Raw genomic sequence first — 22,530 nt, 5'->3', positions numbered from 1 at the left:
GCGCGGTGTGGTGACTCGACATCAGAGAAACGCAACCTCAGCCGGTTGGCACGACGGGCGGGTGGGATGGGGGAGGGAAAGGGAGGTGCGCCGGGCTACACGGCCATCCCGTACACGATGGTGAAGAGCGTGCCGAGCGATCCGATGATGAACACGCCCGTCAAGCCCGCGATGATGAGGCCCTTGCCCTGCTCCGCGCTGAAGGTGTCGCGGAGCGCGGTGGCACCGATGCGCTGCTTGGCAGCGCCCCAGATCGCGATGCCGAGGCAGAGCAGGATGGCGACGGCCATCACCACCTCGATCATGATCTTGGCTTCGGTGCCCAGGCTGCCGAAGGGGCCCCAGTCCGGAGCGATCCCCCCGATAATGGTGTTGATGTCTCCCTCGTCGGCCGCAAAGAGCATGTAAGTCACCGCCCCTGGTGGGTAGTTCCGCGCCCTCTGCGGACGTGCAGAGGTCAGGCCTCATTGTCGCCGACGATGACGCCGTCGTATGTCGACTTGGCGTCACTGATTGGCGGGTTTCGTACGAATAGCTTGCCACCGGCTCGCGCCAGGCCCTAACGGCGTGGCGCGAACCGGTATGTAAAGAGTCGTATGTTCACTCTGTGTATCACGTTCCGTTACGCTGGGCAATGAGGCTGGAGTGCGACTGTGAAGTGATCGAAGTCTCCTGCGCGCACGCCGAGCGTGAAGGCTTCCCACTTCTGACGGTCCGTCGTGACGACGGTTCCTGGCGCGTCCGTGCTTTGGATGCGGACGGAGGCCTTGGTGCCGTCCTCCTGGGTGAAGACGACCTGGAGGGCTTCCGGTCGGGTGCCCGACTTCAGGGCGGTGAGCAGGGAGGCGAAGGCGGCAGGGGCGACGGTGACTATGGAGCCGGTGGGGTCGCTGCTTTCGGTGAGATGGATGCCGGTGGCGCTGGCGCTGACGTGGAGACAGGAGTCACCCTGTGCGCAGTAGGAGGACCTCTGCCAGGCGAGTTGCTTCATGTCGACCTTCCTCACAGTTCCTGCGCGATCTTGTGGATGAGATCCCGTGACTTGTCGGGCGGCAGTGCGCTGGTTTCCATGCGGTCGAGAAGCAGCCGGTACTTGTCGAGCTGAGCCCCGGAGTCGAGGAAGACCGGGCCGTGGGACTGGTCGAGGTGGACGGTGTCGAGCTGCGGTACGGGTGCCGTGGAGTAATAGAAGGACTGGCCCGACCCCGGGAGGATGCCGGTGTCGAACGTCAGCACGCGCATGGTGATGTGGTCGCGCTCGCTCATGTCGAGCAGGTGCTGCAGCTGAGTTCGGGTCACCTCGGGGCCACCCAGCCGCATGCGAAGTGCCGCCTCGTGAATGGTGGCCTGGTGTGGTGTTGGAGCGTCCCGGTAGAGCACTGCCTGACGCTTGATGCGGAACGAGATCCGGTGCTCGATGTCCGGCGGCGACATCTCCGGGACATCCTGGCGGAAGACCTCGCGGGCGTAGTCCCTTGTCTGCAGGAGGCCGGGAATGTGCAGCGTGACGGCTGTGCGCAGACGCTCGGCATGGTGCTCGACCTCTGCCAGGTCCAGCAGCGCGGCAGGCAGGAGCTCCCGGTACTCCTCCCACCATCCCCGGGTTCGCTCGGCCGCCATGTCGCAGAGCGCGTCGATCAGGGCTGTGTCGCCGCAGTCGTAGTGGCAGGCGAGAGTGCGGACCCGCTCGGGGCTCACGCCGGCCCGTGCGGCCTCCACGTTGCTGATCTGGTTCTGCTGAACGCCGAGGAGGCGACTGGCCTGGGTCGAGGTCAGTCCGGCCCGCTCTCGCAGTTTGCGCAGCTCAGCACCCAATCGGAGTTGACGGCCCGTCGGGTTGCTTCTCACGCGCCCCATACCTCTCTGTCACTCACATGAGTGGCATCTAAGTTCTTTTCTGGCGTCATCTAAGAAACACCTCTAGCTTACGACTGGCGCCCCGCCCAGAAGTGCACCGATCGACGGACCGGCATGCCACTGGGCACCCCCACCCACGCTCCAACTTCGCGCACTGAACGGAGACTTCCATGGCCACCGTAAACCCGTCCTGGGGCTACACCCTCCACCTCCCGCACGATCCACGCGCACCGGGGATCGCCCGCACGACCCTCCGCGCCACGCTCGCCGCGCACGGGCTCGCGGAGCTGACGCCCACCGCCGAACTGCTGGCCGCCGAGCTGCTCGCCAACGCCCACCTGCACACCACCGGCCCCTACTCCCTCCGCATCCTGTCGCGGGAGCCGGGGCGGTTGCGGGTCGGCGTGTGGGACAGCGACTGGAGGGTGCCGCCCGGCTTCCGCGACGGGGAACAGCCCGGCGCCGTACCGCCGGAGGACGCCGAGGGCGGCCGGGGTCTGCACCTGGTGCGGGCCTGCGCGGACGCCGTAGGGGTGTCGGTGCTGCGCGAGCTCGGCGCCTCGAAGGGCGGGAAGCTGCTGTGGGCGGAGTGCCGGCGTTGATCGGGGTGTTTGTCGCCTCGACATGGCCGGAAAGTGTTATTGAACGGCCCGGACATGGGGGAGGGTTGGGCCATGCGCAAGATGTGGGTCGGTGCCGGTGTCGCGGTCGCCCTCGGGACGGGCTTCGTGATGCTGCTCGTCGTGGGCGTCTACGTCGTCGCCGGGAACCTCGCCGGCGGCACCGGCGGGGGGAGCAAGACGCTCGCCAAGGGGTCGGTGCCCGCGGCGTACCAGCCGCTCGTGCAGAAGTGGGGCAATCACTGCCCCGCCATCAGTCCCGCGCTGCTCGCTTCCCAGCTCTACCAGGAGAGCCGCTTCAACCCGCGGGCGCAGAGCCATGCGGCGGCGCAGGGCATAGCGCAGTTCATCCCCGGTACGTGGGCCACCCACGGGATCGACGGGGACGGGGACGGCGACCGGGACGTGTGGGACCCGGCGGACGCCATCCCGTCGGCGGCGTCGTACGACTGCTCCCTCGCGTCGTACGTGAAGGACGTGCCCGGAGACCCGGCCGAGAACATGCTCGCCGCCTACAACGCGGGGCCCTACGCGGTGATCAAGTACCAGGGCGTGCCGCCGTACAAGGAGACGCAGAACTACGTCAAGACGATCACGACGCTCGCGAAGAGCTTCGCGGCGCCCACCACCCGGGTCGACCCCTCCGAGCAGGCCGCCGGGGCCATCGCCTACGCGCAGAAGAAGCTCGGCACGCCCTACCTGTGGGGCGGGAACGGCACGGCCGACCAGGGCGGGCGGTTCGACTGCTCGGGGCTGACCAAGGCGGCGTTCGAGAGTGTGGGGATCGAGCTGCCGCGGGTCGCCAATGACCAGTACAACGCGGGGGCGCATCCGAGCCGGGACGAGTTGCTCCCCGGTGACCTGGTGTTCTTCTCGGACGACCTCACCAACTCCCGGGCCATCCGGCACGTGGGGATGTACGTCGGCGGCGGGTACATGATCAACGCGCCGCGGCCGGGTGCGGTGATCCGGTTCGACCCGATCGACACCCCTGACTATTTCGGGGCCACCCGGGTGACCGAGGACGGCGCGAAAGCGCTGCCCACGGCGGTGTGAATGACAGGGTATGAACCCAGCGTGAAACCCTGCCCTGAGCTGCGACGACGTGTTTCTCTTCGATAACGTCTGCGTGATCATTCGGTGGAGTGTGGAACGTATCAACGGGGGTCGTGCGTTCCTGTTCACGTGTAGGTGTGCGGACCGTTCGGCTCCGGCGGATCTACGACCACGGGGGTGGCAGAAGAGGCGTGCGCTCGGTGCGCCGGAGGACATGACGAAGGGGCCGCAGCACCATGGCTGGACTCGCCGAATCCGGGTCGAACCCCGACGTCGAGCTGCTCTACGACATCAACGGCCTGGCCAAGGACGCACCGCACTGGTTCGACCGGGTCATGGAGTTCGTGGGTGAGTACGGACTGCTGTTCGCGATCGTGCTGCTGGTGCTGTGGTGCTGGTGGTCCGGGCGGCGGCGCGCCGGTGAGGACGCCGCCTCGAACGTGGCGGCACTGGTGTGGGCGCCGCTCGCGGCCGGCGTCGCGGTGCTGGTCAACGTACCGATACGCGGCTTCGTCGAGAGGCCCCGGCCGTTCAAGACACACGACGGGCTGGAAGTGCTCGTCGCGGGGAAGGACGACTTCTCCTTCGTGAGCGACCACGCGACGCTCTGCATGGCCCTGGCCGTCGCCCTGTTCGTCGCCAACCGGAAGTTCGGGCTCGCCGCGATCGTGCTGGCGGTGTTCGGCGGATTCATCCGCGTCTACATGGGCGTGCACTACCCGACGGACGTCATCGGCGGCTTCGCCCTCGGCACGGCCGTCGCGCTGCTGCTGTCGCCGGTCGCCATGGCCCTGCTGGCGCCGCTGACCCGGGCCGTCGAGCGGTCGCCCCGGGCGGGATGGCTGGTCAGCGCGCGGCGGCGCGAGGACGCCGCCGAGCGGGGTGCCGTGATCCCGGGGTCGCGCCAGGAGAGTGCCGGAGCGGGGGAGCGGGATCTCGCCGCGTGAGACTGCCGCCGTTCGCCGTGTGAGGCCGCCGCTGAAGGTGGCCGGAGCGCCTTCGGGTCGGTGAAGACGCGGTCCGGGTCGTACCGGCGCCTACGAGCGCCGGGCACCGGGCCGCGTCTTCGCCGTTTCGCGGGGGAGGCGCCGCGGACCCGGGTCAGGCCGGTGCGTGGGTCTTCGCGTCCGTGCGGGCCTGACTTCTGGCCCTGCGGGCCGGGCCTCGCCAGCCGCAGGTGCAGCGGGCCAGACAGAAGGGGCCCTGTTCGACCGTCGTCGTGAGGTGTTCCGGGACGTCCTGCGGGGCTTCGAGGCCCTCCTGCTGTGCCACGCCACAACGTTACCGGCGTCACCTGCCCCTCGTTAACCGGTACGGCAGGGGGGACCGGAACGGGCGCGACGGCTGGAGTAGGTGGCGATGGTCCGATGGGAGAGGAAGCGGCGGAGTAGGAGGACGGGCGGAGTCCTCGTCCTCGCCCAGGGCGTGGTCTGCGCGTGTCTGGCCGGGGGAGGGTGCTCCGGGCAGGGAGCCGCCGTGCAGGGGGCGGGCGGCGGCGAGCCGGTCGCCGTGCTGCACCGGGCCGCCGACCGGCTGGTGGCCGCCGGCAGCGCCAAGACGCGTACCGCGATGGAGATGGCCAGCGGTGGGACGCGGGTCACCATCCGCGGCGAGGGTGTCTACGACTTCGACAGGCGGCTCGGGCGGTTGAAGGTACGGCTGCCCCAGGACCCGGCGGGGACGAGTGAGCACCGGCCGATCACCGAGCTGCTCGCACCGGGTGCCCTGTTCATGAAGAACCGGGGGGCCGGCGTGCCCGACGACAAGTGGGTGCGGGTGGAGACCGCCTCGCTGTCCGACGGGAACCTGGTGACCGGTGGGGCGACGGACCCGCTCGCCGCCGCCGAGGTGCTGCTGGGGACGCGGACGGCGACGTACGTGGGGCGGACGGAGGTCGCGGGGACCGAGGTGCGGCACTACCGGGGAACCGCCGATCTCGCCCGGGCGGCCCGGGACGCCTCGGACGGCAACAGGGAGGCGCTGGCCGCGGCGGCCGAAGGGTTCGCCACCGCCGAGGTGCCGTTCGACGTCTACCTCGACGACGAGGGCCGCATCCGCAAGGTCCGGCACCGCTTCAGCTTCGTCAACGGGCGGGACGAGGGCACCGTGGCCGTCACCTCGACCACGCTGCTCCACGATTTCGGCGCCGCCGTCCGCGTACGGCTGCCCGCGGACCGTGACATCTACGCCGGGAAGATCGCGGCGGAGCCCGGGGAGGGCTCGGAGGAAGGTTCGGAGGAAGGTTCGGCGGAAGGTTCGGCGGAAGGTCCGGTGGAGGGCTCGGCGGAGGCGTCCGGTGCGCGTGCGAAGGCGGGCGCGGGCGCGGAGGCGGCGGCGGGCGGCAAGAACTAGCCCTTCCGTGCCATGCGCGTTGTGCAGGCCGCTCCCTACTCTAGGAAGCCGGTGACGGCAGAGACGAGGTGACGCGCGTGGCTCCGGTCGGCGGTACGGCGGTTCAGGACCACGTGGCCCTCGCCGAGATCGAGCTGTGCGGCGAGCTGATCATCGCGGCGTCGGCCGCCCGGGAGCGGCTGAGCCTGGAGAGCATCGACGAAGTGCTGCGGGTCGCCGAGGAACGCGGGGCCGGGGCCGATCGGTAAGGGACCGGCCGTTCCGGCTTCAGCGGCTCGGCCGACGGTGGACCGGCCGATGGTGGACCGGCCGATGGTGGACCGGCTGACGGTGGGCCTGCCGGATCCGCCGGTGCGGGGTCACGTGCGCAGCAGACGGCCGATCGCCTTCGTCGCCTCCTCCACCTTCGCGTCGATCTCGGCGCCGCCCTTGACGGCCGCGTCGGCGACGCAGTGGCGCAGGTGCTCCTCCAGGAGCTGCAGGGCGAAGGACTGCAGGGCCTTCGTGGAGGCGGACACCTGCGTGAGTATGTCGATGCAGTAGACGTCCTCGTCCACCATCCGCTGCAGGCCGCGGATCTGGCCCTCGATACGGCGCAGGCGCTTGAGGTGCTCGTCCTTCTGCTTGTGGTACCCGTGCACACCGCGGTCGTGATCGGTCACGGGGGCCGACCCGTCCGTCGTCGTCACCGCGTCCACGGCGGGGGAGGGCGCACCTGCGCCGGCCTCGGTGGTCGTCATCGCGTCCTCCTGTTGTGGGGCGGTGTGTGCGGGGTCGGTCAGGGAGAGCGGGGGCAGATAGCGGACATATACCCCTGGCGGGTATATCGTAACGAACTTTGCGGGGTAGAGGGCCCTTACCAGACCCTGGCGTCGCCCCCCTGCTCATCACTCTGCCTGATGGGCGACACTGGAGGACGGCCCGTTAGCAGTGGCCGGATGATGCGCCTAGCATCAGCCTGACCGAAACCGATGCACCCCGAGGACCCCACGTGCGCTTTCGTCTGACCCCCAGGGAGACGAGCTTCTACGACATGTTCGCCGCTTCCGCGGACAACATCGTCACGGGCTCCAAGCTCCTGATGGAACTGCTCGGGGCGGACGCATCCGCCCGGGCCGAGATCGCAGAGCGTATGCGGGCCGCCGAACACGCAGGTGACGACGCCACGCACGCGATCTTCCACCAGCTGAACTCCTCGTTCATCACGCCCTTCGACCGCGAGGACATCTACAACCTCGCCTCCTCCCTCGACGACATCATGGACTTCATGGAGGAGGCCGTCGACCTGGTCGTCCTCTACAACGTCGAGGAACTGCCCAAGGGCGTCGAGCAGCAGATCGAGGTGCTGGCACGGGCCGCCGAGCTGACCGCCGAGGCCATGCCCAACCTGCGCACGATGGACAACCTCACCGAGTACTGGATCGAGGTCAACCGGCTGGAGAACCAGGCCGACCAGATCCACCGCAAGCTGCTCGCCCACCTCTTCAACGGCAAGTACGAGGCCATCGAGGTGCTGAAGCTGAAGCAGATCGTGGACGTTCTGGAAGAGGCGGCCGACGCCTTCGAGCACGTGGCGAACACGGTGGAGACCATCGCGGTCAAGGAGTCCTGACCCCTTCATGGACACCTTCGCTCTGGTCGTGACCATCGGGGTCGCGCTCTTCTTCACGTACACCAACGGTTTCCACGACTCGGCGAACGCGATCGCGACGTCCGTGTCGACGCGTGCGCTGACGCCCCGGGCGGCACTCGCGATGGCCGCCGTCATGAACCTCGCCGGCGCGTTCATGGGATCCGGGGTCGCCAAGACCGTCAGTGAGGGGGTGATCGAGACCCCCGAGGGCTCGAAGGGGATGGGCATCCTCTTCGCCGCGCTCGTCGGCGCGATCGTCTGGAACCTCATCACCTGGTACTTCGGGCTGCCCTCGTCCTCCTCGCACGCGCTGTTCGGCGGCATGGTCGGCGCGGCTTTGGCCGGGAGTACGACGGTGTACTGGCACGGCGTCGTCGACAAGATCGTGATCCCCATGTTCGTGTCGCCGGTGATCGGTCTGCTCGCCGGCTACCTGGTGATGACCGCGATCATGTGGATCTTCCGGCGGTCCAATCCGCACAAGGCGAAGCGGGGCTTCCGTATCGCGCAGACGGTGTCGGCGGCCGGCATGGCGCTGGGCCACGGTCTGCAGGACGCGCAGAAGACGATGGGCATCGTGGTGATGGCGCTGGTCATCGCCGATGTCGAGGACTACGGCGACCCCATCCCGGTGTGGGTGAAGGTCGCCTGTGCGCTGATGCTGTCCGCGGGCACGTACGCGGGTGGCTGGCGGATCATGCGGACGCTGGGCCGGAAGATCATCGAGCTGGACCCGCCGCAGGGGTTCGCCGCGGAGACGACGGGCGCCTCAATCATGTTCGGGTCGGCGTTCCTGTTCCACGCGCCGATCTCGACGACGCATGTCATCACGTCGTCGATCATGGGTGTGGGGGCGACGAAGCGGGTGAACGCCGTGCGGTGGGGTGTCGCGCGGAACATCATCGTGGGGTGGTTCATCACGATGCCGGCGGCGGCGGTGGTGGCCGCGTGTTCGTTCTGGGTCGTGAACCTGGCGTTCCTCTAGGCGCTGCCCGGCGTGCCGCTGAGCGGGGGCGGGTGCGCTGTCCGGCGTCGGCCGGGTGCCTCCCCCGCTCTCGGCTGCGCTCGAGCGGGAGGTGCCCCCGCCGCCCACCCGTGCCGCCCCTGGGAGCACCTCCCGGGCTTTCGGGCACTGGAGGAGTCACGACTGCCCGCGGCAGCGCTGCACGACTCCCCGCGCCTGGACGGCGCGACTGCCCGTAGCTGCGCGGCGCGACTGCCCGTAGCTGGGCGGCGCGATCGGCCGCGGCTGGGCTGCACGATTGCCTGCGGCCGGGCTGCAGGGCTGCCTTGTGGCTGCGCGGCAGGGCTGCCTGGGGCTGTGCAATGGGCCCGCCCCCGGAGACCGGGGGCGGGCCCTTGTGCTCCCCGCGGTGGCACCGCCATGCAGCACCGCGAGGGGATCGGGTTCAGGCCTAGCCGAAGCGGCCCGAGATGTAGTCCTCCGTGGCCTGGACCGACGGGTTGGAGAAGATGCGCTCCGTCTCGTCGATCTCGATCAGCTTGCCGGGCTGACCGACCGCCGCCAGGTTGAAGAACGCCGTACGGTCCGAGACGCGCGCCGCCTGCTGCATGTTGTGCGTCACGATGACGATCGTGAAGCGCTCCTTCAGCTCGCCGATCAGGTCCTCGATGGCGAGGGTGGAGATCGGGTCCAGGGCGGAGCAGGGCTCGTCCATGAGCAGGACGTTCGGCTCGACCGCGATCGCGCGGGCGATGCACAGGCGCTGCTGCTGACCGCCGGAGAGGCCGGAGCCCGGCTTGTTCAGGCGGTCCTTCACCTCGTTCCAGAGGTTCGCGCCGCGCAGGGACTTCTCGACGACGTCGTCCAGCTCCGACTTCTTGAACTTGCCGTTGAGCTTCAGGCCGGCCGCGACGTTGTCGTACACCGACATGGTCGGGAACGGGTTCGGCCGCTGGAAGACCATGCCGACCTCGCGCCGCACGGCGACCGGGTCGATGCCGGCGCCGTAGAGGTTCTCGTCGTCGAGCATGACCTTGCCCTCGACGCGGCCGCCGGGCGTGACCTCGTGCATGCGGTTGAGCGTGCGCAGGAACGTGGACTTGCCGCAGCCGGAGGGGCCGATGAAGGCCGTCACCGAGCGGGGCTCCACGGTCATCGAGATGTCCTCGATGGCCAGGAAGGAGCTGTAGTAGGCGTTGAGGCCGCTGACATCTATGCGCTTGGCCATGGGAATCACTGCTTCTTTCGGGTCGCTGACTGTCTTCGCCTTGGCCGCGTCAGCGGCCGGCCGTGCGGCTGAGCCGCATAGATGTCACTTCGGTGCCTTCCAGCGGGCGATGCCGCGGGCCACCAGGTTGAGGACCATGATGAACGCGATGAGCGTCAGGGCCGCCGCCCAGGCACGGTCGTACGCCGCGCCGGCGCCGCCGCTGTTGGAGTACTGCAGATAGATGTACATCGGCAGTGATTCCTGCGCGTCCTGGAACGGGTTGGCGTTGATGAAGTCCGTGCCCCAGACCAGCAGCAGCACGGGGGCCGTCTCGCCGGTGATGCGGGCGACGGCCAGCATGACGCCGGTGGTGATGCCGCCGATCGAGGTCGGCAGGACCACCTTCAGGATCGTGCGCCACTTCGGCACGCCGAGCGCCAGGGACGCCTCGCGCAGCTCGTTCGGGACGAGCTTGAGCATCTCCTCGGTGGAGCGGACGACCACCGGGATCATCAGGATCGCCAGGGCCAGCGAACCGGCGAAGCCGGACGGGCCCATGTCCAGCATCAGGATCCACGTGCTGAGGATGAACAGACCCGCGACGATCGACGGGATGCCCGTCATGACGTCGACGAAGAAGGTGACGGCCTTGGCGAGCTTGCCGCGCCCGTACTCGACCAGGTAGATCGCGGTCAGCACACCGACCGGCACGGAGATCACCGCGGCGATGCCGACCTGCTCCAGGGTGCCGAGGATGGCGTGGTAGATCCCGCCGCCCACCTCGGCGTCGGCGACCACGCCCATCGAGTGGGTGAGGAAGTAGCCGTCGAGGACCTTCACGCCGCGCTTGACGGTCGCCCAGACCAGGGAGGCCAGCGGGATCACGGCCACGATGAACGCGACCCACACCATGCTGGTCGCGACCCGGTCCTTGGCCTGCCGTCCGCCCTCGACGCGCGCCGAGATGACGTACGTGCCGAGGACGAAGAGGACCGCGGCCATCAGGGCCCACTGGATGCTGCTGTTCAGCCCGGCCGCGGCGCTGATGCCCAGCCCGGCGGCGATCGAGCCGGCGGCGACCGCCCAGAGGAACCACTTGGGCAGCGTGGCGCCGCGCAGCGAGCTGCCGCTCCTGGGGGTAAGGGTTGCGTTGTTCATGCGTTGGCCCCCGAGTACTCCTTGCGGCGGGCGATGATCATCCGGGCCGCGCCGTTGACCAGCAGGGTGATGACGAAGAGGACGAGACCGGAGGCGATCAGCGCGTCGCGGCCCATCTCGCTCGCCTCGTTGAACTTGCTGGCGATGTTCTGGGCGAAGGTGCCGCCGCCCGTGTCGAGCAGGCTGAGGTTGATCTCGAAGCTGGAGGAGAGCACCATCGCGACGGCCATCGTCTCGCCGAGCGCGCGGCCGAGGCCGAGCATCGAGGCGGAGATGACGCCGGAGCGGCCGAAGGGCAGCACCGACATGCGGATGACCTCCCAGCGCGTGGCGCCGAGGGCCAGGGCGGCTTCCTCGTGCATGCGCGGGACCTGCCGGAAGACCTCACGGCTGACGTTGGTGATGATCGGCAGGATCATGATCGCGAGCAGGATGCCCACGGTGAACAGCGAGCGCGGCGCGCCGTCGTTCCACTCGAAGATGCCGGTCCAGCCGAGGTACTCGTCCAGCCAGCCGAAGAGCCCCTCCATGTGCGGCACGAGGACGAGCGCGCCCCACAGGCCGTAGACGATCGAGGGCACGGCGGCGAGCAGGTCGATCACGTACCCGATCAGGCCGCCCAGCTTGCGCGGCGCGTAGTGCGTGATGAACAGGGCGATGCCGACCGCGATCGGGACCGCGACGGCCATGGCGATGACCGACGACACGACGGTGCCGAAGGCCAGGACCGCGATGCCGAACTCCGGCGGCATGCCGGTCGGGTTCCACTCGAAGGCGGTGAAGAAGTTGGCCTCGTTCTCACTGATGGCGATCGAGGCGCGGTAGGTGAGGAAGGCCGCGATGGCGGCCATGATGACCAGCACGAGGATGCCGGAACCGCGGGAGAGCCCGAGGAAGATCCGGTCGCCGGGGCGGGTGGCGCCGCGTGCGGCGCGCTTGGCCTCGGCCCCGGAGGGCTGCTGCGGTACGGGGGCTGGTGCGGGCTTGTGGGGATCAGTGGTTATGTCCATCGGGTTCTCCGGTCTGCGGAGCCGTCCTACGCGGCGGCTCGGGCGGAGCCGTCCCGTCTCGGGGGCTCCTGGCGGCGGTGCACCGGACGGTGCGGTCCGGCCCCCGCGTGGAGGCCGGACCGCACTCGGGTCAGCTCAGGCCCGAGATGGTCTCGCGGACCTTGGTGATGATCTCGGTCGGCATCGGGGCGTAGCCGGCGTCCTTCAGCAGGCCCTGGCCGTCCTCCGAGGCGATGTAGTTCAGGAAGGACTTGGTGGCGGGCAGGCTCTCGGCCTTGTTGCCCTTGTCGCAGACGATCTCGTAGGTGACGAGGACCAGCGGGTAGGCACCGTCGGCGCTCGGCGTGTAGTCCAGCTCCAGCGCGAGGTCCTTGCCGGTGCCGACGACCTTGGCCGCGCCGATGGCGGCGGTGGCGTTGTCGACGGTGGCCTTGACCGGCTCGGCGGCCTCGGTCTTGATGTCGACGGTCTTCACGCCGTCCTTGGCGTACGACAGCTCGAAGTACGAGATGGCGCCGGAGGTCTGCTTCACCTGCTGGGCGAGGCCCGAGGAGCCCTGTGCGGACTGGCCGCCCTTGGCCTCCCAGGACTTGCCGCCCTCGTACTTCCAGTCCTGCGGCGCGGCGGCCTTCAGGTACTTCGTGAAGTTGTCCGTGGTGCCGGACTCGTCCGAGCGGTGGAAGGCCTGGATCTTGAGGTCGGGCAGCTTCGCCTCGGGGTTGAGCTTGGCGATCGCCTCGTCGTTCCAGTTGGTGATCTTGCTGTCGAAGATCTTGGCGAGCGTCGGGGCGTCCAGGACGAGCGTGTCGACGCCGGGGACGTTGAAGCCCACGGAGATCGGGCCGCCGACCATCGGCAGGTCGATGGCCTGGCCGTCCTTGCAGACCTCCTTCGACTGCGTGATCTCGTCCGGCTTCAGCGCCGAGTCCGAGCCGGCGAAGGCGGTCTGGCCCTGGAGGAACGCGGTGATGCCCGCGCCGGAACCGGTCGGGTTGTAGTTGAGCTGTACGTCCTTGCAGGCCGCGACGTACTGCTTGACCCAGGCGTCGATCGCGTTCTTCTGCGCGGACGAGCCGGAGGCCTGGAGCTGGCCCTTGGCGTCCTCGCACTTGATGTTGCTGTTGGCGGCGGCGCTGGCGTCACCGCCGTTGCTGTTGCCGCCGGTGTCGTCGGAGCCGCACGCCGTGAGGGCCAGGGCGCCGGAGACGGCGAGAGCACCGAGAGCGAGGGCCCGCCGGTTCATGCGCTGAAGCTTCACTGAGGGAGTTCCTTCCAGGAGCCGCCGTCCTGAATCCGGCGGCGTGCGAGGAGTGGCGTTGAAGACGATCGAGACTGGGTGTGGCTGGTGAGGCTGGGGTGCTGCCGGGCGATACGGACGCGTTTTCGGGATGCGCCCCGTATCGGCTAAGGCCGAAATTAGGCAGAACAGGTGAAGGCGCCAATGGGCGTAAATGAACGGGGGGTGAACCCCTGTGGACGGTGCGGTGAGGTCACGGAACGCTCACGTCAAGGACACGGAGTCGGTTCCGGCCGGGTGCGTCGTGAGCAGGGCGTCGACGAGGGCCCGGTCCCGGGCGTGGGTGAGCCGGGCGCGGGCGGCGGCGGGCTCCAGCCACAGGATGCGGTCGACCTCGTCGGACGGGACGAAAGCGCCGGTGGTGGCCGCCGCCGCCCAGTACCGGACCTCCTTCGGGCGGCCGTCCGCCAGGTAGCGCACGGTGGGCAGCTCGGCGCCCGGTGCGGCGGCGTACCCCGTCTCCTCCGCCACCTCGCGCAGGGCGCCCGCGAGCGGGTCCTCACCGGGCTCGAGTTTGCCCTTGGGGTGCGACCAGTCGTCGTATTTCGGGCGGTGGACCAGGCAGAGTTCCAGGCCGGGGCAGGGGGTGGTGCCGGTCCCGGGGCCCGTGATGCGCGGGGTGCGGCGCCACAGGACGCAGCCTGCCGCGTGGACGGTGGGGTCGGTGGTGTCCTCGGCAGGGTTCACGGTGCGGTCGTGCCTCCCGTCCTGCGGCGCCTCCGTGGCGTCTGCGCGGTGTCTGCGCGGTGTCTCTGCGGTGGTTCTACGGTGGTTCTACGGCGCTCCTACGGCAGTCTGATGGGTTCCTTGCGCCAGCTGTGCTGGAACGCGTACCTCGCCGCCTCCACCTCATGCCGCTGGTCGGCGTGGAGCACGCCGAGCGCGTACGCCGTCGCCGGGGCGATCCGCGGGGTACGGGCGGCCTGGGCCGCGGCCGCGGCGGCCTCCGAGGCGTCGCGGTGGCGGTTCAGGGCCTCGCCGGCGGCCAGGAGGCGCACGTCCATGACGCCCTCGGTGTTCTCGGCGTCGTCGCCGGCCAGTACTTCGAGTGCGTACCGGTGCAGGCGCAGCAGCAGGCGGACCTGGTGCCACGGGGCGTCCTGGGGGTGCGGGGCGGGGTTCGGGGAGAGGCCGTGGATCAGGGCCTGCGCGTTGTACGGGTTCCCCGCGGTGACGAGGGGGAGTGCGGCCACGGCGTCCGACAGGCGGGCCGCCGCGGCGGCGGCCAGCGGGCGGAGGTCGGTGGGGGAGGCGGTGGCGCCGCCCGTGGTGGCTGTGGTGAACGTGGCGCCTGTGGTGCTCGCGGTTGCGGGTGCGGTGGGTCCGGTGGGTCCGGTGGTCCTCAGGGGGACCTCGCTGGCCAGTAAGGCGACCTTGTCGGCCACCGCGTGGAAGCGGCTGCTGCCCAGCGCCTGGAGGGCGGAGGAGTGCGCCCGGGTGCGGGCCAGGGTCAGCTGGCGGTCGAGCAGCGCGCCCGCCTTGGCCGCGCCCACGGTGAGGCTGCCGCGGTCCGTGGGCGCCGGGTGGGCGGCGGACACGGTGACGGACACGGCCGCCCGGCCCGCCGCCTGCTGGGCCGGGAACGCCGACGAACCGGACAGCCGGTGCAGGGCCTGGAGCAGGCGTTCCAGGCGGGACGCGTACCCGTGCTCCAGCGCCAGCGTGCCGGACAGCCAGGCCAGCTCGGGGCGCATGCCCTCCGCCCAGTCGGGATCCAGCAGCGGCTGGAAGGTGTGCAGGGTGGCGCTGAGGCGGCGGGCCGCCCGGCGCAGGGCGCGGGCGGCGTCGACGGGGTCGCCGGACGCGGTCGCTCGGCCGGCGCCGCCCTGCGCCCCGTTCGCGCTCCCCCCGGCGCCCGCCCCCGTGCCCGATTCCCGGTGCAGGCGCAGGGCGCGGAGGAACTCCGTGGCCTGGGCGCGCAGGTACCTCGTCAGGGCGTCCGCGTCCGCGTTCGCGTCCGCGGGTGCCGGCGGCCCGGCGGCGGTCGTCGGGTCCGTCGGTTCAAGGTGTCGCTGTGCCACGCCGGCGCCTCCGGGCGTCTATGAGCATCTCCTGGATGTTGCGCAGAGGCTGGCCGTCCGCGTCGGTCGCGTGCCGGGTCCACTCGCCGTCCGGGCCGAGGTGCCAGGAGGCGGTGCCGTCGGACATGCCGGTCTCCAGCAGCCGGCTGAGGGCCGCCCGGTGGGCCGGGTCGGTGACCCGGACCAGGGCCTCTATGCGCCGGTCGAGGTTGCGGTGCATCATGTCGGCGCTGCCGAACCAGACTTCCGGCTCTCCGCCGTTGCCGTAGGCGAAGACCCGCGAGTGTTCGAGGAAGCGGCCGAGGACCGAACGGACCCGGATGTTCTCCGACAGGCCCGTCACCCCCGGGCGCAGCGCGCAGATGCCGCGCACCCACACGTCGACCGGGACACCGGCCTGGGACGCGCGGTAGCAGGCGTCGATCACGGCCTCGTCGACCATCGAGTTGACCTTGATGCGGACATAGGCGGGGCGGCCGGCGCGGTGGTGCTGGATCTCCTTGTGGATCCGTGACACCAGGCCGTCGCGCAGGGACTTGGGCGCGACGAGGAGACGGCGGTAGGTCTCGCGGCGGGAGTAGCCGGAGAGGCGGTTGAACAGGTCGGAGAGGTCCGCGCCGACCTGCGGGTCCGCGGTGAGCAGGCCCAGGTCCTCGTAGAGGCGGGCCGTCTTCGGGTGGTAGTTGCCGGTGCCGACGTGGCTGTAGCGGCGCAGCGTCTCGCCCTCCTGGCGGACCACGAGCGACAGCTTGCAGTGGGTCTTCAGGCCGACCAGCCCGTAGACGACGTGACAGCCGGACTCCTCCAGCTTGCGGGCCCACTTGATGTTCGCGTGCTCGTCGAAGCGGGCCTTGATCTCGACCAGGACCAGGACCTGCTTGCCGGACTCGGCCGCGTCGATGAGCGCGTCGACTATCGGGGAGTCGCCGGACGTCCGGTACAGCGTCTGCTTGATCGCGAGGACGTCCGGGTCGGCGGCGGCCTGCTCCAGGAAGGCCTGCACGGACGTCGAGAACGAGTCGTACGGGTGGTGGAGGAGTACGTCGCGGCTGCGGAGGGCCGCGAAGACGTCCGGCGCGGACGCGGACTCGACCTCGGCCAGGTCGCGGTGGGTGCCGGCGACGAACTTCGGGTACTTCAGCTCGGGCCGGTCGAGGCCCGCGATGCGGAAGAGGCCCGTGAGGTCGAGGGGGCCGGGGAGCGGGTAGACCTCGGCCTCGCTGATCTTCAGCTCGCGCACGAGGAGGTCCAGGACCTCGCGGTCCACCGACTCCTCGACCTCGAGGCGTACGGGCGGGCCGAAGCGGCGCCGCATGAGCTCCTTCTCGAGGGCCTGGAGGAGGTTCTCGGCGTCGTCCTCCTCCACCTCGAGGTCCTCGTTGCGGGTGAGGCGGAAGGCGTGGTGCTCCAGGACCTCCATGCCGGGGAACAGCTCTTCGAGGTGGGCGGCGATGACGTCCTCGATGGGGACGTAGCGGCCCGGGGACGCCTCCAGGAAGCGGGAGAGCAGCGGCGGGACCTTGACGCGGGCGAAGTGACGGTGGCCGGTGACGGGGTTGCGTACGACGACCGCGAGGTTGAGGGAGAGGCCCGAGATGTACGGGAAGGGGTGCGCCGGGTCGACCGCGAGGGGGGTGAGGACCGGGAAGATCTGGTGCCGGAAGAGGGTGAAGAGGCGGGCCTGCTCCTTCTCCGCGAGTTCGTTCCAGCGGACCAGGTGGACGCCCTCCTCGGCGAGCGCCGGGGCGACGTCCTCGTGGAAGCAGGCGGCGTGCCGGGCCATGAGTTCGCGGGAACGGGCCCAGATCATCTCCAGGACCTCGCGGGGCTGGAGACCGGAGGCGGAGCGGGTGGCGACGCCGGTCGCGATGCGGCGCTTGAGGCCGGCGACGCGGACCATGAAGAACTCGTCCAGGTTGCTGGCGAAGATCGCGAGGAAGTTCGCGCGCTCGAGGAGCGGGGTGTTCGGGTCCTCGGCGAGTTCGAGGACGCGTTCGTTGAACGCGAGCCAGCTGCGCTCGCGGTCCAGGAAGCGGCCCTGCGGGAGCCGGGCGCCGCCGGCCTGGGACTCCTCCGACTCCTCGTAGCCGTCGAGGTCGGCGTCGATGTCGGGCTCCAGGTCGGACACCGTGGCGGCCACGGTGTGCGGGCGGTGCGCGGCGATGGAGCCCACGGAGGGCTGCGTGTGCTGGACCTCTGCCTGGGTGTTCGGCTGCCTCATGAACCCATTCTTCCGCGCCACGCGCAGGACAGGCGCGTCGGAAGGCGCGTGATGCTCTGCTCCTGGTGGCTCCGGCACGGTCGGCTTCATTCGGCGAGCGTCGCAAGGCAGTCTGAATCGTTGGTTACGGGGACATGACGTGTGGGATAGCGGCGGGCTTCCGGCGGTGGTGTCCGCGGGTGCGTGCGCCTGCGGCGGGCTGTGCGGGGTCGGCGTGCGTCCGCGCCGGGTGACGGGACGACGTGTCCGCGCCGGGTAGTGGGACGACGTGTCCGCGCCGGGGAGGGGGGACGAGGTCCGGCGCCCGCGTGCGCGCCGGGCGACTGGATGACGGGCCCGTGTGTTCGTGCGGGGTGAGCGGGCGAGATGGCCGTGTGTTCGTGCGGGGTGAGCGGGCGAGATGGCCGTGTGTTCGTGCGGGGTGAGCGTGCGAGGTGGCCGTGTGTTCGTGCGGGGTGAGCGCGCGACGTTCGCGTGGGGCGGCCGGGCGGTGTGCCCGCGTTCCCCGCACGGGATTTCCTCCTGCGATCGTGTGAACCGGTTGGCCGGGCTCGTCCGATGAGGAGACGTGAGCGAAACGAGAAGCGACGGGGAGCTGCTGCGTGCCGTCGCGGCGGATGCCGACCGGCGTGCCTTCGAGGAGCTGTACCGCCGGTACGCCCCCTGGCTGACCGCCCGCATGCGCAGCCGCTGCGCCGACGCCGGTGTCGTCGACGACGTCGTCCAGGAGACCTTCCTCGCGGTGTGGCGCGGCAGCGCGCGCTACCGGGAGGAGGGCGACGTGGCGGGGTGGCTGTGGCGGATCGGCTCGCGGCGGCTGGTCGACGTACTGCGCGGCGACGGTGCGCGGGGCCGGCTGCGGCAGGCACTGGCGCGGCTGCGGCACCGGGACGAGGTCTCCGCCGAGGAACGCGTCCTCGCCGGCGTCGAGCACGGCGACCTCGCCGGCGCGCTCGTCCGGCTCTCCCCGGAGCTGCGCGCGGTGCTCCAGGCCACCGTCATCGACGGGTTGACCACCCGTGAGGCGGCCGTCCTGCTCGGTATTCCGCCGGGCACGGTCAAGACGCGGGCGATGCGCGCCCGCCGGCAGCTGCGGGAGGCGCTGGCATGAGTATCGAGGACAGCCGTCGCCGGGACGCCTGGCACCCGGACGAGGACGACCTGCGGGCCTACGCCCGGGGCGGGCTGGCGGCGCCCGCGCTGTGGTCCGCCGACGCCCACCTGACCGCCTGCCCGCACTGCCGTGCCGTCCTCGCCGAGGTGAGTGACGTCGCCGCTCTGGACGCCGGGTGGGAGCGGCTCGATGCCGAGCTGGACGCGCCCCGGCCGGGCCGGTTCGAGGGCCTGCTGGTGCGGTGCGGTGTCGGTGACGGCACCGCGCGGCTGCTCGCGGCCACCCCCGTACTGCGCCGGGCCTGGCTCGGCGCGGTCGTCGCCGTGCTGCTGACGACCTTCGTCGTCGCCCTCACGGCCGGTGCCGCCGGCACGCCCACCCCCTTCCTCGCTCTCGCCCCGCTGCTGCCGCTGGCCGGGGTGGCGCTCGCCTACGGGCCCGCGCTGGACCCGACGTACGAGATGGCGGTCGTCTCGCCGATGCACGGCTTCCGGCTGCTGATGATCCGTACGCTCGCCGTGCTGGCCGTCGCGCTCGGGGTGAACGGGCTGGCGACCCTCGCCCTGCCCGGGTACGGGCTGCGCGCCCTGGCCTGGCTGCTGCCCGGGCTGGCCCTCACCGCGACCGGGCTCGCGCTGACGCCCCGCCTGGGTCCGGTCCTCGCACCCTCCGTGGTCGCGGGGTCGTGGGTGGCCCTGCTGCTCGCCTCGGACGCGGCACGCGCGGCCGAGGACGGTCCGCTGGCACCGTTCACCGCGGCCGGGCAGGGCGTGTCCGGGGTGGTGGCCGTGCTGGGGGCCGGGCTGCTGTTCCTGTTCCGCGACCGGTTCGACGTCTCGGCGCGGGGCGCCACGTGAGACCTGCCTTCCCCTTCCCCCTCCTCCTCTCCCCCCTCCTCTTCCCCTTCCTGTCCGGGAGTGCCGTATGACCCATCCCACTGTTTCCGCCTCCGGGCTCAGCCTTCAATACGGCCGCACCCGCGCCCTCGACGACGTGTCGCTGCGGCTGGCCCCGGGCGTCACCGGGCTGCTCGGACCCAACGGGGCCGGCAAGACCACGCTGCTGCGCGTCCTCGCCACCGCCGTGCCCGCCGACCGGGGCGCCTTCACCGTGCTCGGGCACGACCCGGGGACCGCGCGCGGGCGGCAGGAGGTGCGGCGGCGGCTCGGATACCTGCCGCAGACGCCCGGCTTCCATCCGGACTTCACAGCCTTCGAGTTCGTCGACTACGTCGCGATCCTGAAGGAGCTGACGGACCGTGGCGCCCGACACCGCGAGGTGCGGCGGGTGCTGGACGAGGTCGACCTGGGCGAGGTGCGCGGGCGGAGGATCAAGAAGCTGTCCGGCGGAATGAGGCAGCGGGTCGCGCTCGCGGCCGCGCTGGTGGGCGACCCGGGGTTCCTCGTGCTCGACGAGCCGACCGTCGGACTGGACCCGGAGCAGCGGATGCGGTTCCGGGAGCTGATCGCCGGAGCGGGGGAGGGGCGGACCGTCCTGCTGTCCACCCACCAGACCGAGGACGTGGCGATGCTCTGCCACCGGGTCGTCGTCATGGCCGCCGGAGCGGTGCGCTTCGACGGAACCCCGGCCGAGTTGACCGCGCGGGCCGCCGGGCGCGTGTGGAGCAGCAAGGAGAAGGACCCGGGGGCGAAGGCCGGGTGGCGTACCGGGACCGGCGCCTTCCGCAACGTGGGCGACCCGCCCGCCGGAGCGGAGCTGGTCGACCCCACCCTGGAGGACGGCTACCTGCTCACCCTCGACGGCGCCGACGCGGAGGTGACCGCGTGAGCGCCGCGCTGATGGCGGCCCCGCCCGCCGAGGACACCGGGGCGCGCGGAAACGGTGCGCGGGCCGTGCTCGCCCTGGCCCGGTTCGAGGCGCGCCGACTGCTGCTGAGCGTCCCCGTCGTCATCGCCTTCGTGGCGTACGTCGCGTGGATCGTCTGGCGTACGCGGAGCTCCTGGGACGGCAGTCCGGCCTTGCAGGACGTCGACCGCGCCACCCAGAGCATGCCGATGCTCGTCGGACTCGCGGTCCTGCTCTCCGCCAACCTCGCCGTCCTGCGTTCCGGACGGTACGGCACCGAGCACCACCTCGCGGTGCTGGTGCTCACGCCCTGGCGCCGTACGGCGGCCCACGCGCTGTCCGTCGTACCGGCCGCCTTGCTCACCGCCGTGTGCGTGGCCGGGCAGTTCACCTGGGAGGCGTCCAAGCCGGGGGCGATCGGGCACGGTTCGCCGGCCGAGCTGCTCGTCGGGCCGCTGACGGTGCTGCTGTGCGGGACGGTCGGGGTGCTGCTGGCCCGGTTGGTGCGGTCGGCGCCCGCCGCGCCGCTGCTGCTGGTCGTCCTGCTGTTCACGCTCGTTCTCGGCACGGGGCCGGGCGGTGCGAGCGGCCTTTCGTGGCTGGCCCCGGTCGTCCCCGACACCAGCTCCAACACCCTGCCCTCCGACCTGCTGGGGCGGCCCGCCGCCTGGCACGCCCTCTACCTGGCGGGCGCCGGCCTGTGCGCGGCCTTCCTCGCGGTACTCCTCGCCGGCGGTCGGAACCTGGCCGTCCGCGCGGGCGTCGCCCTGACCCTCGCGCTGGCCGTGACGGGCGGGGTCCTGCAGGCCCGGGGCGTGACGCCGTCGCCGGAGCTGACCGCGGCCCGCGAGCGCGCCTCGGTGCGCCCGGAGCAGACCTGCGTCGAGCACGGCGGGTCGACGTACTGCGCCTTCCCCGAGTGGGTGCCCCGCACCGGTACCTGGGCCGGGGTCGTGGACCGGGTCCAGGCGCTCGCGGGCGGCTCCGCGCACGAGCGGCGGCTCGTCGTACGGCAGCGGATCGACGCCCGGTACGGGCTGGAAGGCGACTCCGCGATCCCCGCCCTGGCCGACGCGCACCAGGTGACCGTGGGCACCGCCTGGGGCGGCAACCGGATCCCCGAGTTCTCCAGTGCCGTCGCCGCGGTCCTCGTCGCGGGCACGGAGAAGGCGGGGAACGAGATCTGCGACGGGCGGATGGTCACCCTCATGTGGCTCTCCCTGAGCTGGCAGGACGACCCGATGAACGCCCTGCGCCGGGTCCGCCTCGACGACAGTGTGAAGGGCTCGGCGGTCGTCCTGTCGCCCACCGACCCGCTGTCCATGACGGAGGGCCAGACGGACGTCGTACGGCGCCTGCTGGAGAAGCCGGACCCAGGTGTCGGGGACCGGGTGAAGGCGCACTGGGCCGAGCTGACCGCGCCGGGCGTCACGACCGCCCGGGCCGCCGAACTGCTGGGCGTCGCGGGGCCGGAGAAGGCGGACTCGTGCGAGGAGTGACCCGGGCGGCACGGGCCCTGACCCGCCCGGTGTGGCGCACGCTGCCGTGGCGGGCGCCGGCCGCGGCCGGCACCCTCGGGCTGCTGCTCGCGGCCGCGCCGGCCGCCGTCGGCGCGGAGCCGAATCCCTGGGAGACCCTCACCCTGCTGCGGGGAATCGCCCTGATCGGCGCACTCGGCCTGGCCTTCCTGCTGGACGACCCGGCCCGGCACCTCACCGCTCCCGTCCCCACCCGGCGCCCGCTGCGGCAGGCGCTGCGGGTCGCCCTGGTCGCACCGCTCGCCGCGCTGTGGTGGACGGCGGTACTGCTGCTCGCCCCCTCGGAATCCCGGCCCCCGGCCGGTGACATCACCCTGGAGGCGGCGGTGCTGGGCGTACTCGCACTCGCCGGCGCCGCGGCGGTGGTCCGGCTGACGGACGAGGCGCGTCCGGGTCCGGTCGTCGCGGCGGGCCTGCTGCTCACGGCTGTCCTCGCGCCCCTGCTGTCGCCGGAGGGCTGGGCGTTGTTCGTGCCGCCCGAGGACCCGCGGTGGCCGTCGGCGCACGACCGGTGGGCGGTGCTGCTGGCGGCGGTGGCCGTGACGTGGGGGGTGTGCGGACCGGAGCCGCTGGGTCGGTGGGGCCGGGGTCAGTGGGGCCGGGGTCGGTGGGGCCGGCGGGGGCGGCCGGGTCGGTGCTCGCGCGAAGCCGGCGGGCCGGCCTAGGGCCGGAC

The 22,530-nt window shown here is 71.3% G+C and carries 23 protein-coding genes and 1 pseudogene; 12 read left to right on the top strand and 12 right to left on the bottom strand.

Annotated elements, in window-relative coordinates; genetic code table 11:
- Window positions 1-95: 95 nt before the first annotated feature.
- The 3 genes from ACH4F2_RS30950 to ACH4F2_RS30940 all read right to left on the bottom strand — a co-directional run bounded on the left by ACH4F2_RS30950 (window position 96) and on the right by ACH4F2_RS30940 (window position 1,857).
- Complete coding sequence (locus tag ACH4F2_RS30950; protein ID WP_398136057.1) at window positions 96-404, bottom strand: hypothetical protein; 309 nt, start codon at window positions 402-404, stop codon at window positions 96-98.
- Window positions 405-622: 218 nt separating this feature from the next.
- Window positions 623-991, bottom strand: a complete 369-nt coding sequence (locus ACH4F2_RS30945) for a DUF397 domain-containing protein (protein ID WP_398136056.1) — start codon at window positions 989-991, stop codon at window positions 623-625.
- Between the two features lie 11 nt (window positions 992-1,002).
- On the bottom strand, window positions 1,003-1,857 hold the full coding sequence (locus ACH4F2_RS30940) for a helix-turn-helix domain-containing protein (RefSeq protein ID WP_398136055.1): 855 nt from the start codon (window positions 1,855-1,857) through the stop codon (window positions 1,003-1,005).
- A 170-nt stretch (window positions 1,858-2,027) separates the two neighbouring features.
- Between ACH4F2_RS30940 and ACH4F2_RS30935 the strand changes: the two genes are divergently transcribed.
- From ACH4F2_RS30935 to ACH4F2_RS30925, 3 genes are all read left to right on the top strand, one after another.
- The gene (locus ACH4F2_RS30935; protein ID WP_398136054.1) at window positions 2,028-2,459 is read left to right on the top strand and encodes an ATP-binding protein; all 432 of its coding nucleotides are present in this window, start codon (window positions 2,028-2,030) and stop codon (window positions 2,457-2,459) included.
- Window positions 2,460-2,513: 54 nt separating this feature from the next.
- Window positions 2,514-3,533 carry an NlpC/P60 family protein gene (locus ACH4F2_RS30930; protein ID WP_398136053.1) on the top strand — a complete coding sequence of 340 codons (1,020 nt, stop codon included), beginning with the start codon at window positions 2,514-2,516 and terminating at the stop codon, window positions 3,531-3,533.
- A 236-nt stretch (window positions 3,534-3,769) separates the two neighbouring features.
- On the top strand, window positions 3,770-4,480 hold the full coding sequence (locus tag ACH4F2_RS30925; RefSeq protein WP_398136052.1) for a phosphatase PAP2 family protein: 711 nt from the start codon (window positions 3,770-3,772) through the stop codon (window positions 4,478-4,480).
- 154 nt (window positions 4,481-4,634) lie between these two features.
- Here ACH4F2_RS30925 and ACH4F2_RS30920 read toward each other — a convergent pair whose 3' ends face one another.
- A complete protein-coding gene (locus tag ACH4F2_RS30920) occupies window positions 4,635-4,805 on the bottom strand; it encodes a hypothetical protein (protein WP_398136051.1) in 171 nt (56 codons plus the stop codon).
- An 87-nt stretch (window positions 4,806-4,892) separates the two neighbouring features.
- Between ACH4F2_RS30920 and ACH4F2_RS30915 the strand changes: the two are divergent.
- Both ACH4F2_RS30915 and ACH4F2_RS30910 read left to right on the top strand, forming a co-directional pair.
- A pseudogene (locus ACH4F2_RS30915) lies at window positions 4,893-5,756 on the top strand (hypothetical protein); the annotation flags it as partial.
- A gap of 197 nt (window positions 5,757-5,953) precedes the next feature.
- The gene (locus ACH4F2_RS30910; protein WP_356304056.1) at window positions 5,954-6,133 is read left to right on the top strand and encodes a hypothetical protein; all 180 of its coding nucleotides are present in this window, start codon (window positions 5,954-5,956) and stop codon (window positions 6,131-6,133) included.
- Between the two features lie 111 nt (window positions 6,134-6,244).
- Here ACH4F2_RS30910 and ACH4F2_RS30905 read toward each other — a convergent pair whose 3' ends face one another.
- Window positions 6,245-6,625 carry a metal-sensitive transcriptional regulator gene (locus ACH4F2_RS30905; RefSeq protein WP_398136050.1) on the bottom strand — a complete coding sequence of 127 codons (381 nt, stop codon included), beginning with the start codon at window positions 6,623-6,625 and terminating at the stop codon, window positions 6,245-6,247.
- Between the two features lie 251 nt (window positions 6,626-6,876).
- On the opposite strand from ACH4F2_RS30905, the gene ACH4F2_RS30900 reads away from it, so the two are divergent.
- Entirely contained in the window at window positions 6,877-7,497 is a 621-nt protein-coding gene (locus tag ACH4F2_RS30900; protein ID WP_003974832.1) for a DUF47 domain-containing protein, read from the top strand.
- Between the two features lie 7 nt (window positions 7,498-7,504).
- Entirely contained in the window at window positions 7,505-8,503 is a 999-nt protein-coding gene (pitH, locus tag ACH4F2_RS30895) for a low-affinity phosphate transporter PitH (protein ID WP_398136049.1), read from the top strand.
- A gap of 430 nt (window positions 8,504-8,933) precedes the next feature.
- Here pitH and pstB read toward each other — a convergent pair whose 3' ends face one another.
- From pstB to ACH4F2_RS30860, 7 genes are all read right to left on the bottom strand, one after another.
- Window positions 8,934-9,710 carry a phosphate ABC transporter ATP-binding protein PstB gene (gene pstB, locus ACH4F2_RS30890; RefSeq protein ID WP_055417635.1) on the bottom strand — a complete coding sequence of 259 codons (777 nt, stop codon included), beginning with the start codon at window positions 9,708-9,710 and terminating at the stop codon, window positions 8,934-8,936.
- A gap of 84 nt (window positions 9,711-9,794) precedes the next feature.
- A complete protein-coding gene (gene pstA, locus ACH4F2_RS30885; protein WP_398136048.1) occupies window positions 9,795-10,850 on the bottom strand; it encodes a phosphate ABC transporter permease PstA in 1,056 nt (351 codons plus the stop codon).
- Window positions 10,847-11,860 carry a phosphate ABC transporter permease subunit PstC gene (gene pstC, locus ACH4F2_RS30880; RefSeq protein ID WP_398136047.1) on the bottom strand — a complete coding sequence of 338 codons (1,014 nt, stop codon included), beginning with the start codon at window positions 11,858-11,860 and terminating at the stop codon, window positions 10,847-10,849. Before pstC ends, pstA begins: the two co-directional genes overlap by 4 nt.
- Window positions 11,861-11,990: 130 nt before the next feature.
- Window positions 11,991-13,118: a phosphate ABC transporter substrate-binding protein PstS gene (gene pstS / locus ACH4F2_RS30875; protein ID WP_398136046.1), complete on the bottom strand. Its 1,128-nt coding sequence runs from the start codon at window positions 13,116-13,118 to the stop codon at window positions 11,991-11,993.
- A gap of 243 nt (window positions 13,119-13,361) precedes the next feature.
- Window positions 13,362-13,844 carry an NUDIX hydrolase gene (locus ACH4F2_RS30870; RefSeq protein ID WP_398136045.1) on the bottom strand — a complete coding sequence of 161 codons (483 nt, stop codon included), beginning with the start codon at window positions 13,842-13,844 and terminating at the stop codon, window positions 13,362-13,364.
- Window positions 13,845-13,942: 98 nt separating this feature from the next.
- A complete protein-coding gene (locus ACH4F2_RS30865) occupies window positions 13,943-15,178 on the bottom strand; it encodes a CHAD domain-containing protein (protein WP_398136044.1) in 1,236 nt (411 codons plus the stop codon).
- A complete protein-coding gene (locus ACH4F2_RS30860; RefSeq protein WP_398136043.1) occupies window positions 15,159-17,399 on the bottom strand; it encodes an RNA degradosome polyphosphate kinase in 2,241 nt (746 codons plus the stop codon). Before ACH4F2_RS30860 ends, ACH4F2_RS30865 begins: the two co-directional genes overlap by 20 nt.
- A 568-nt stretch (window positions 17,400-17,967) precedes the next feature.
- Here ACH4F2_RS30860 and ACH4F2_RS30855 point away from each other — a divergent pair.
- The 5 genes from ACH4F2_RS30855 (at window position 17,968) to ACH4F2_RS30835 (ending at window position 22,522) form a co-directional block, all read left to right on the top strand.
- Entirely contained in the window at window positions 17,968-18,510 is a 543-nt protein-coding gene (locus ACH4F2_RS30855; protein WP_398136042.1) for an RNA polymerase sigma factor, read from the top strand.
- A complete protein-coding gene (locus ACH4F2_RS30850; protein ID WP_398136041.1) occupies window positions 18,507-19,370 on the top strand; it encodes a zf-HC2 domain-containing protein in 864 nt (287 codons plus the stop codon). Before ACH4F2_RS30855 ends, ACH4F2_RS30850 begins: the two co-directional genes overlap by 4 nt.
- Before the next feature lie 67 nt (window positions 19,371-19,437).
- Window positions 19,438-20,301, top strand: a complete 864-nt coding sequence (locus ACH4F2_RS30845; protein WP_398136040.1) for an ABC transporter ATP-binding protein — start codon at window positions 19,438-19,440, stop codon at window positions 20,299-20,301.
- Between the two features lie 11 nt (window positions 20,302-20,312).
- Window positions 20,313-21,818, top strand: coding sequence for an ABC transporter permease (locus ACH4F2_RS30840; protein ID WP_398136066.1), 1,506 nt, complete (start codon window positions 20,313-20,315; stop codon window positions 21,816-21,818).
- On the top strand, window positions 21,806-22,522 hold the full coding sequence (locus ACH4F2_RS30835) for an ABC transporter (protein WP_398136039.1): 717 nt from the start codon (window positions 21,806-21,808) through the stop codon (window positions 22,520-22,522). Before ACH4F2_RS30840 ends, ACH4F2_RS30835 begins: the two co-directional genes overlap by 13 nt.
- The last annotated feature ends 8 nt before the right edge of the window (window positions 22,523-22,530 follow it).

Origin of the sequence: Streptomyces sp. NPDC017890 (genome assembly GCF_044328675.1) — a bacterium.
Classification (GTDB): Bacteria; Actinomycetota; Actinomycetes; order Streptomycetales; family Streptomycetaceae; genus Streptomyces.
This window is presented reverse-complemented; position numbering and strand designations above follow the sequence as displayed.

What these genes read in the sequence shown, in the direction of transcription:
- ACH4F2_RS30950 (WP_398136057.1), bottom strand. Translation starts at nt 404, where the DNA reads ATGCTCTTTGCGGCCGACGAGGGAGACATCAACACCATTATCGGGGGG.
- ACH4F2_RS30945 (WP_398136056.1), bottom strand. Translation starts at nt 991, where the DNA reads ATGAAGCAACTCGCCTGGCAGAGGTCCTCCTACTGCGCACAGGGTGAC.
- ACH4F2_RS30940 (WP_398136055.1), bottom strand. Translation starts at nt 1,857, where the DNA reads ATGGGGCGCGTGAGAAGCAACCCGACGGGCCGTCAACTCCGATTGGGT.
- ACH4F2_RS30935 (WP_398136054.1), top strand. Translation starts at nt 2,028, where the DNA reads ATGGCCACCGTAAACCCGTCCTGGGGCTACACCCTCCACCTCCCGCAC.
- ACH4F2_RS30930 (WP_398136053.1), top strand. Translation starts at nt 2,514, where the DNA reads ATGGGGGAGGGTTGGGCCATGCGCAAGATGTGGGTCGGTGCCGGTGTC.
- ACH4F2_RS30925 (WP_398136052.1), top strand. Translation starts at nt 3,770, where the DNA reads ATGGCTGGACTCGCCGAATCCGGGTCGAACCCCGACGTCGAGCTGCTC.
- ACH4F2_RS30905 (WP_398136050.1), bottom strand. Translation starts at nt 6,625, where the DNA reads ATGACGACCACCGAGGCCGGCGCAGGTGCGCCCTCCCCCGCCGTGGAC.
- pitH (WP_398136049.1), top strand. Translation starts at nt 7,505, where the DNA reads ATGGACACCTTCGCTCTGGTCGTGACCATCGGGGTCGCGCTCTTCTTC.
- pstB (WP_055417635.1), bottom strand. Translation starts at nt 9,710, where the DNA reads ATGGCCAAGCGCATAGATGTCAGCGGCCTCAACGCCTACTACAGCTCC.
- pstA (WP_398136048.1), bottom strand. Translation starts at nt 10,850, where the DNA reads ATGAACAACGCAACCCTTACCCCCAGGAGCGGCAGCTCGCTGCGCGGC.
- pstC (WP_398136047.1), bottom strand. Translation starts at nt 11,860, where the DNA reads ATGGACATAACCACTGATCCCCACAAGCCCGCACCAGCCCCCGTACCG.
- ACH4F2_RS30860 (WP_398136043.1), bottom strand. Translation starts at nt 17,399, where the DNA reads ATGAGGCAGCCGAACACCCAGGCAGAGGTCCAGCACACGCAGCCCTCC.
- ACH4F2_RS30850 (WP_398136041.1), top strand. Translation starts at nt 18,507, where the DNA reads ATGAGTATCGAGGACAGCCGTCGCCGGGACGCCTGGCACCCGGACGAG.
- ACH4F2_RS30845 (WP_398136040.1), top strand. Translation starts at nt 19,438, where the DNA reads ATGACCCATCCCACTGTTTCCGCCTCCGGGCTCAGCCTTCAATACGGC.
- ACH4F2_RS30840 (WP_398136066.1), top strand. Translation starts at nt 20,313, where the DNA reads ATGGCGGCCCCGCCCGCCGAGGACACCGGGGCGCGCGGAAACGGTGCG.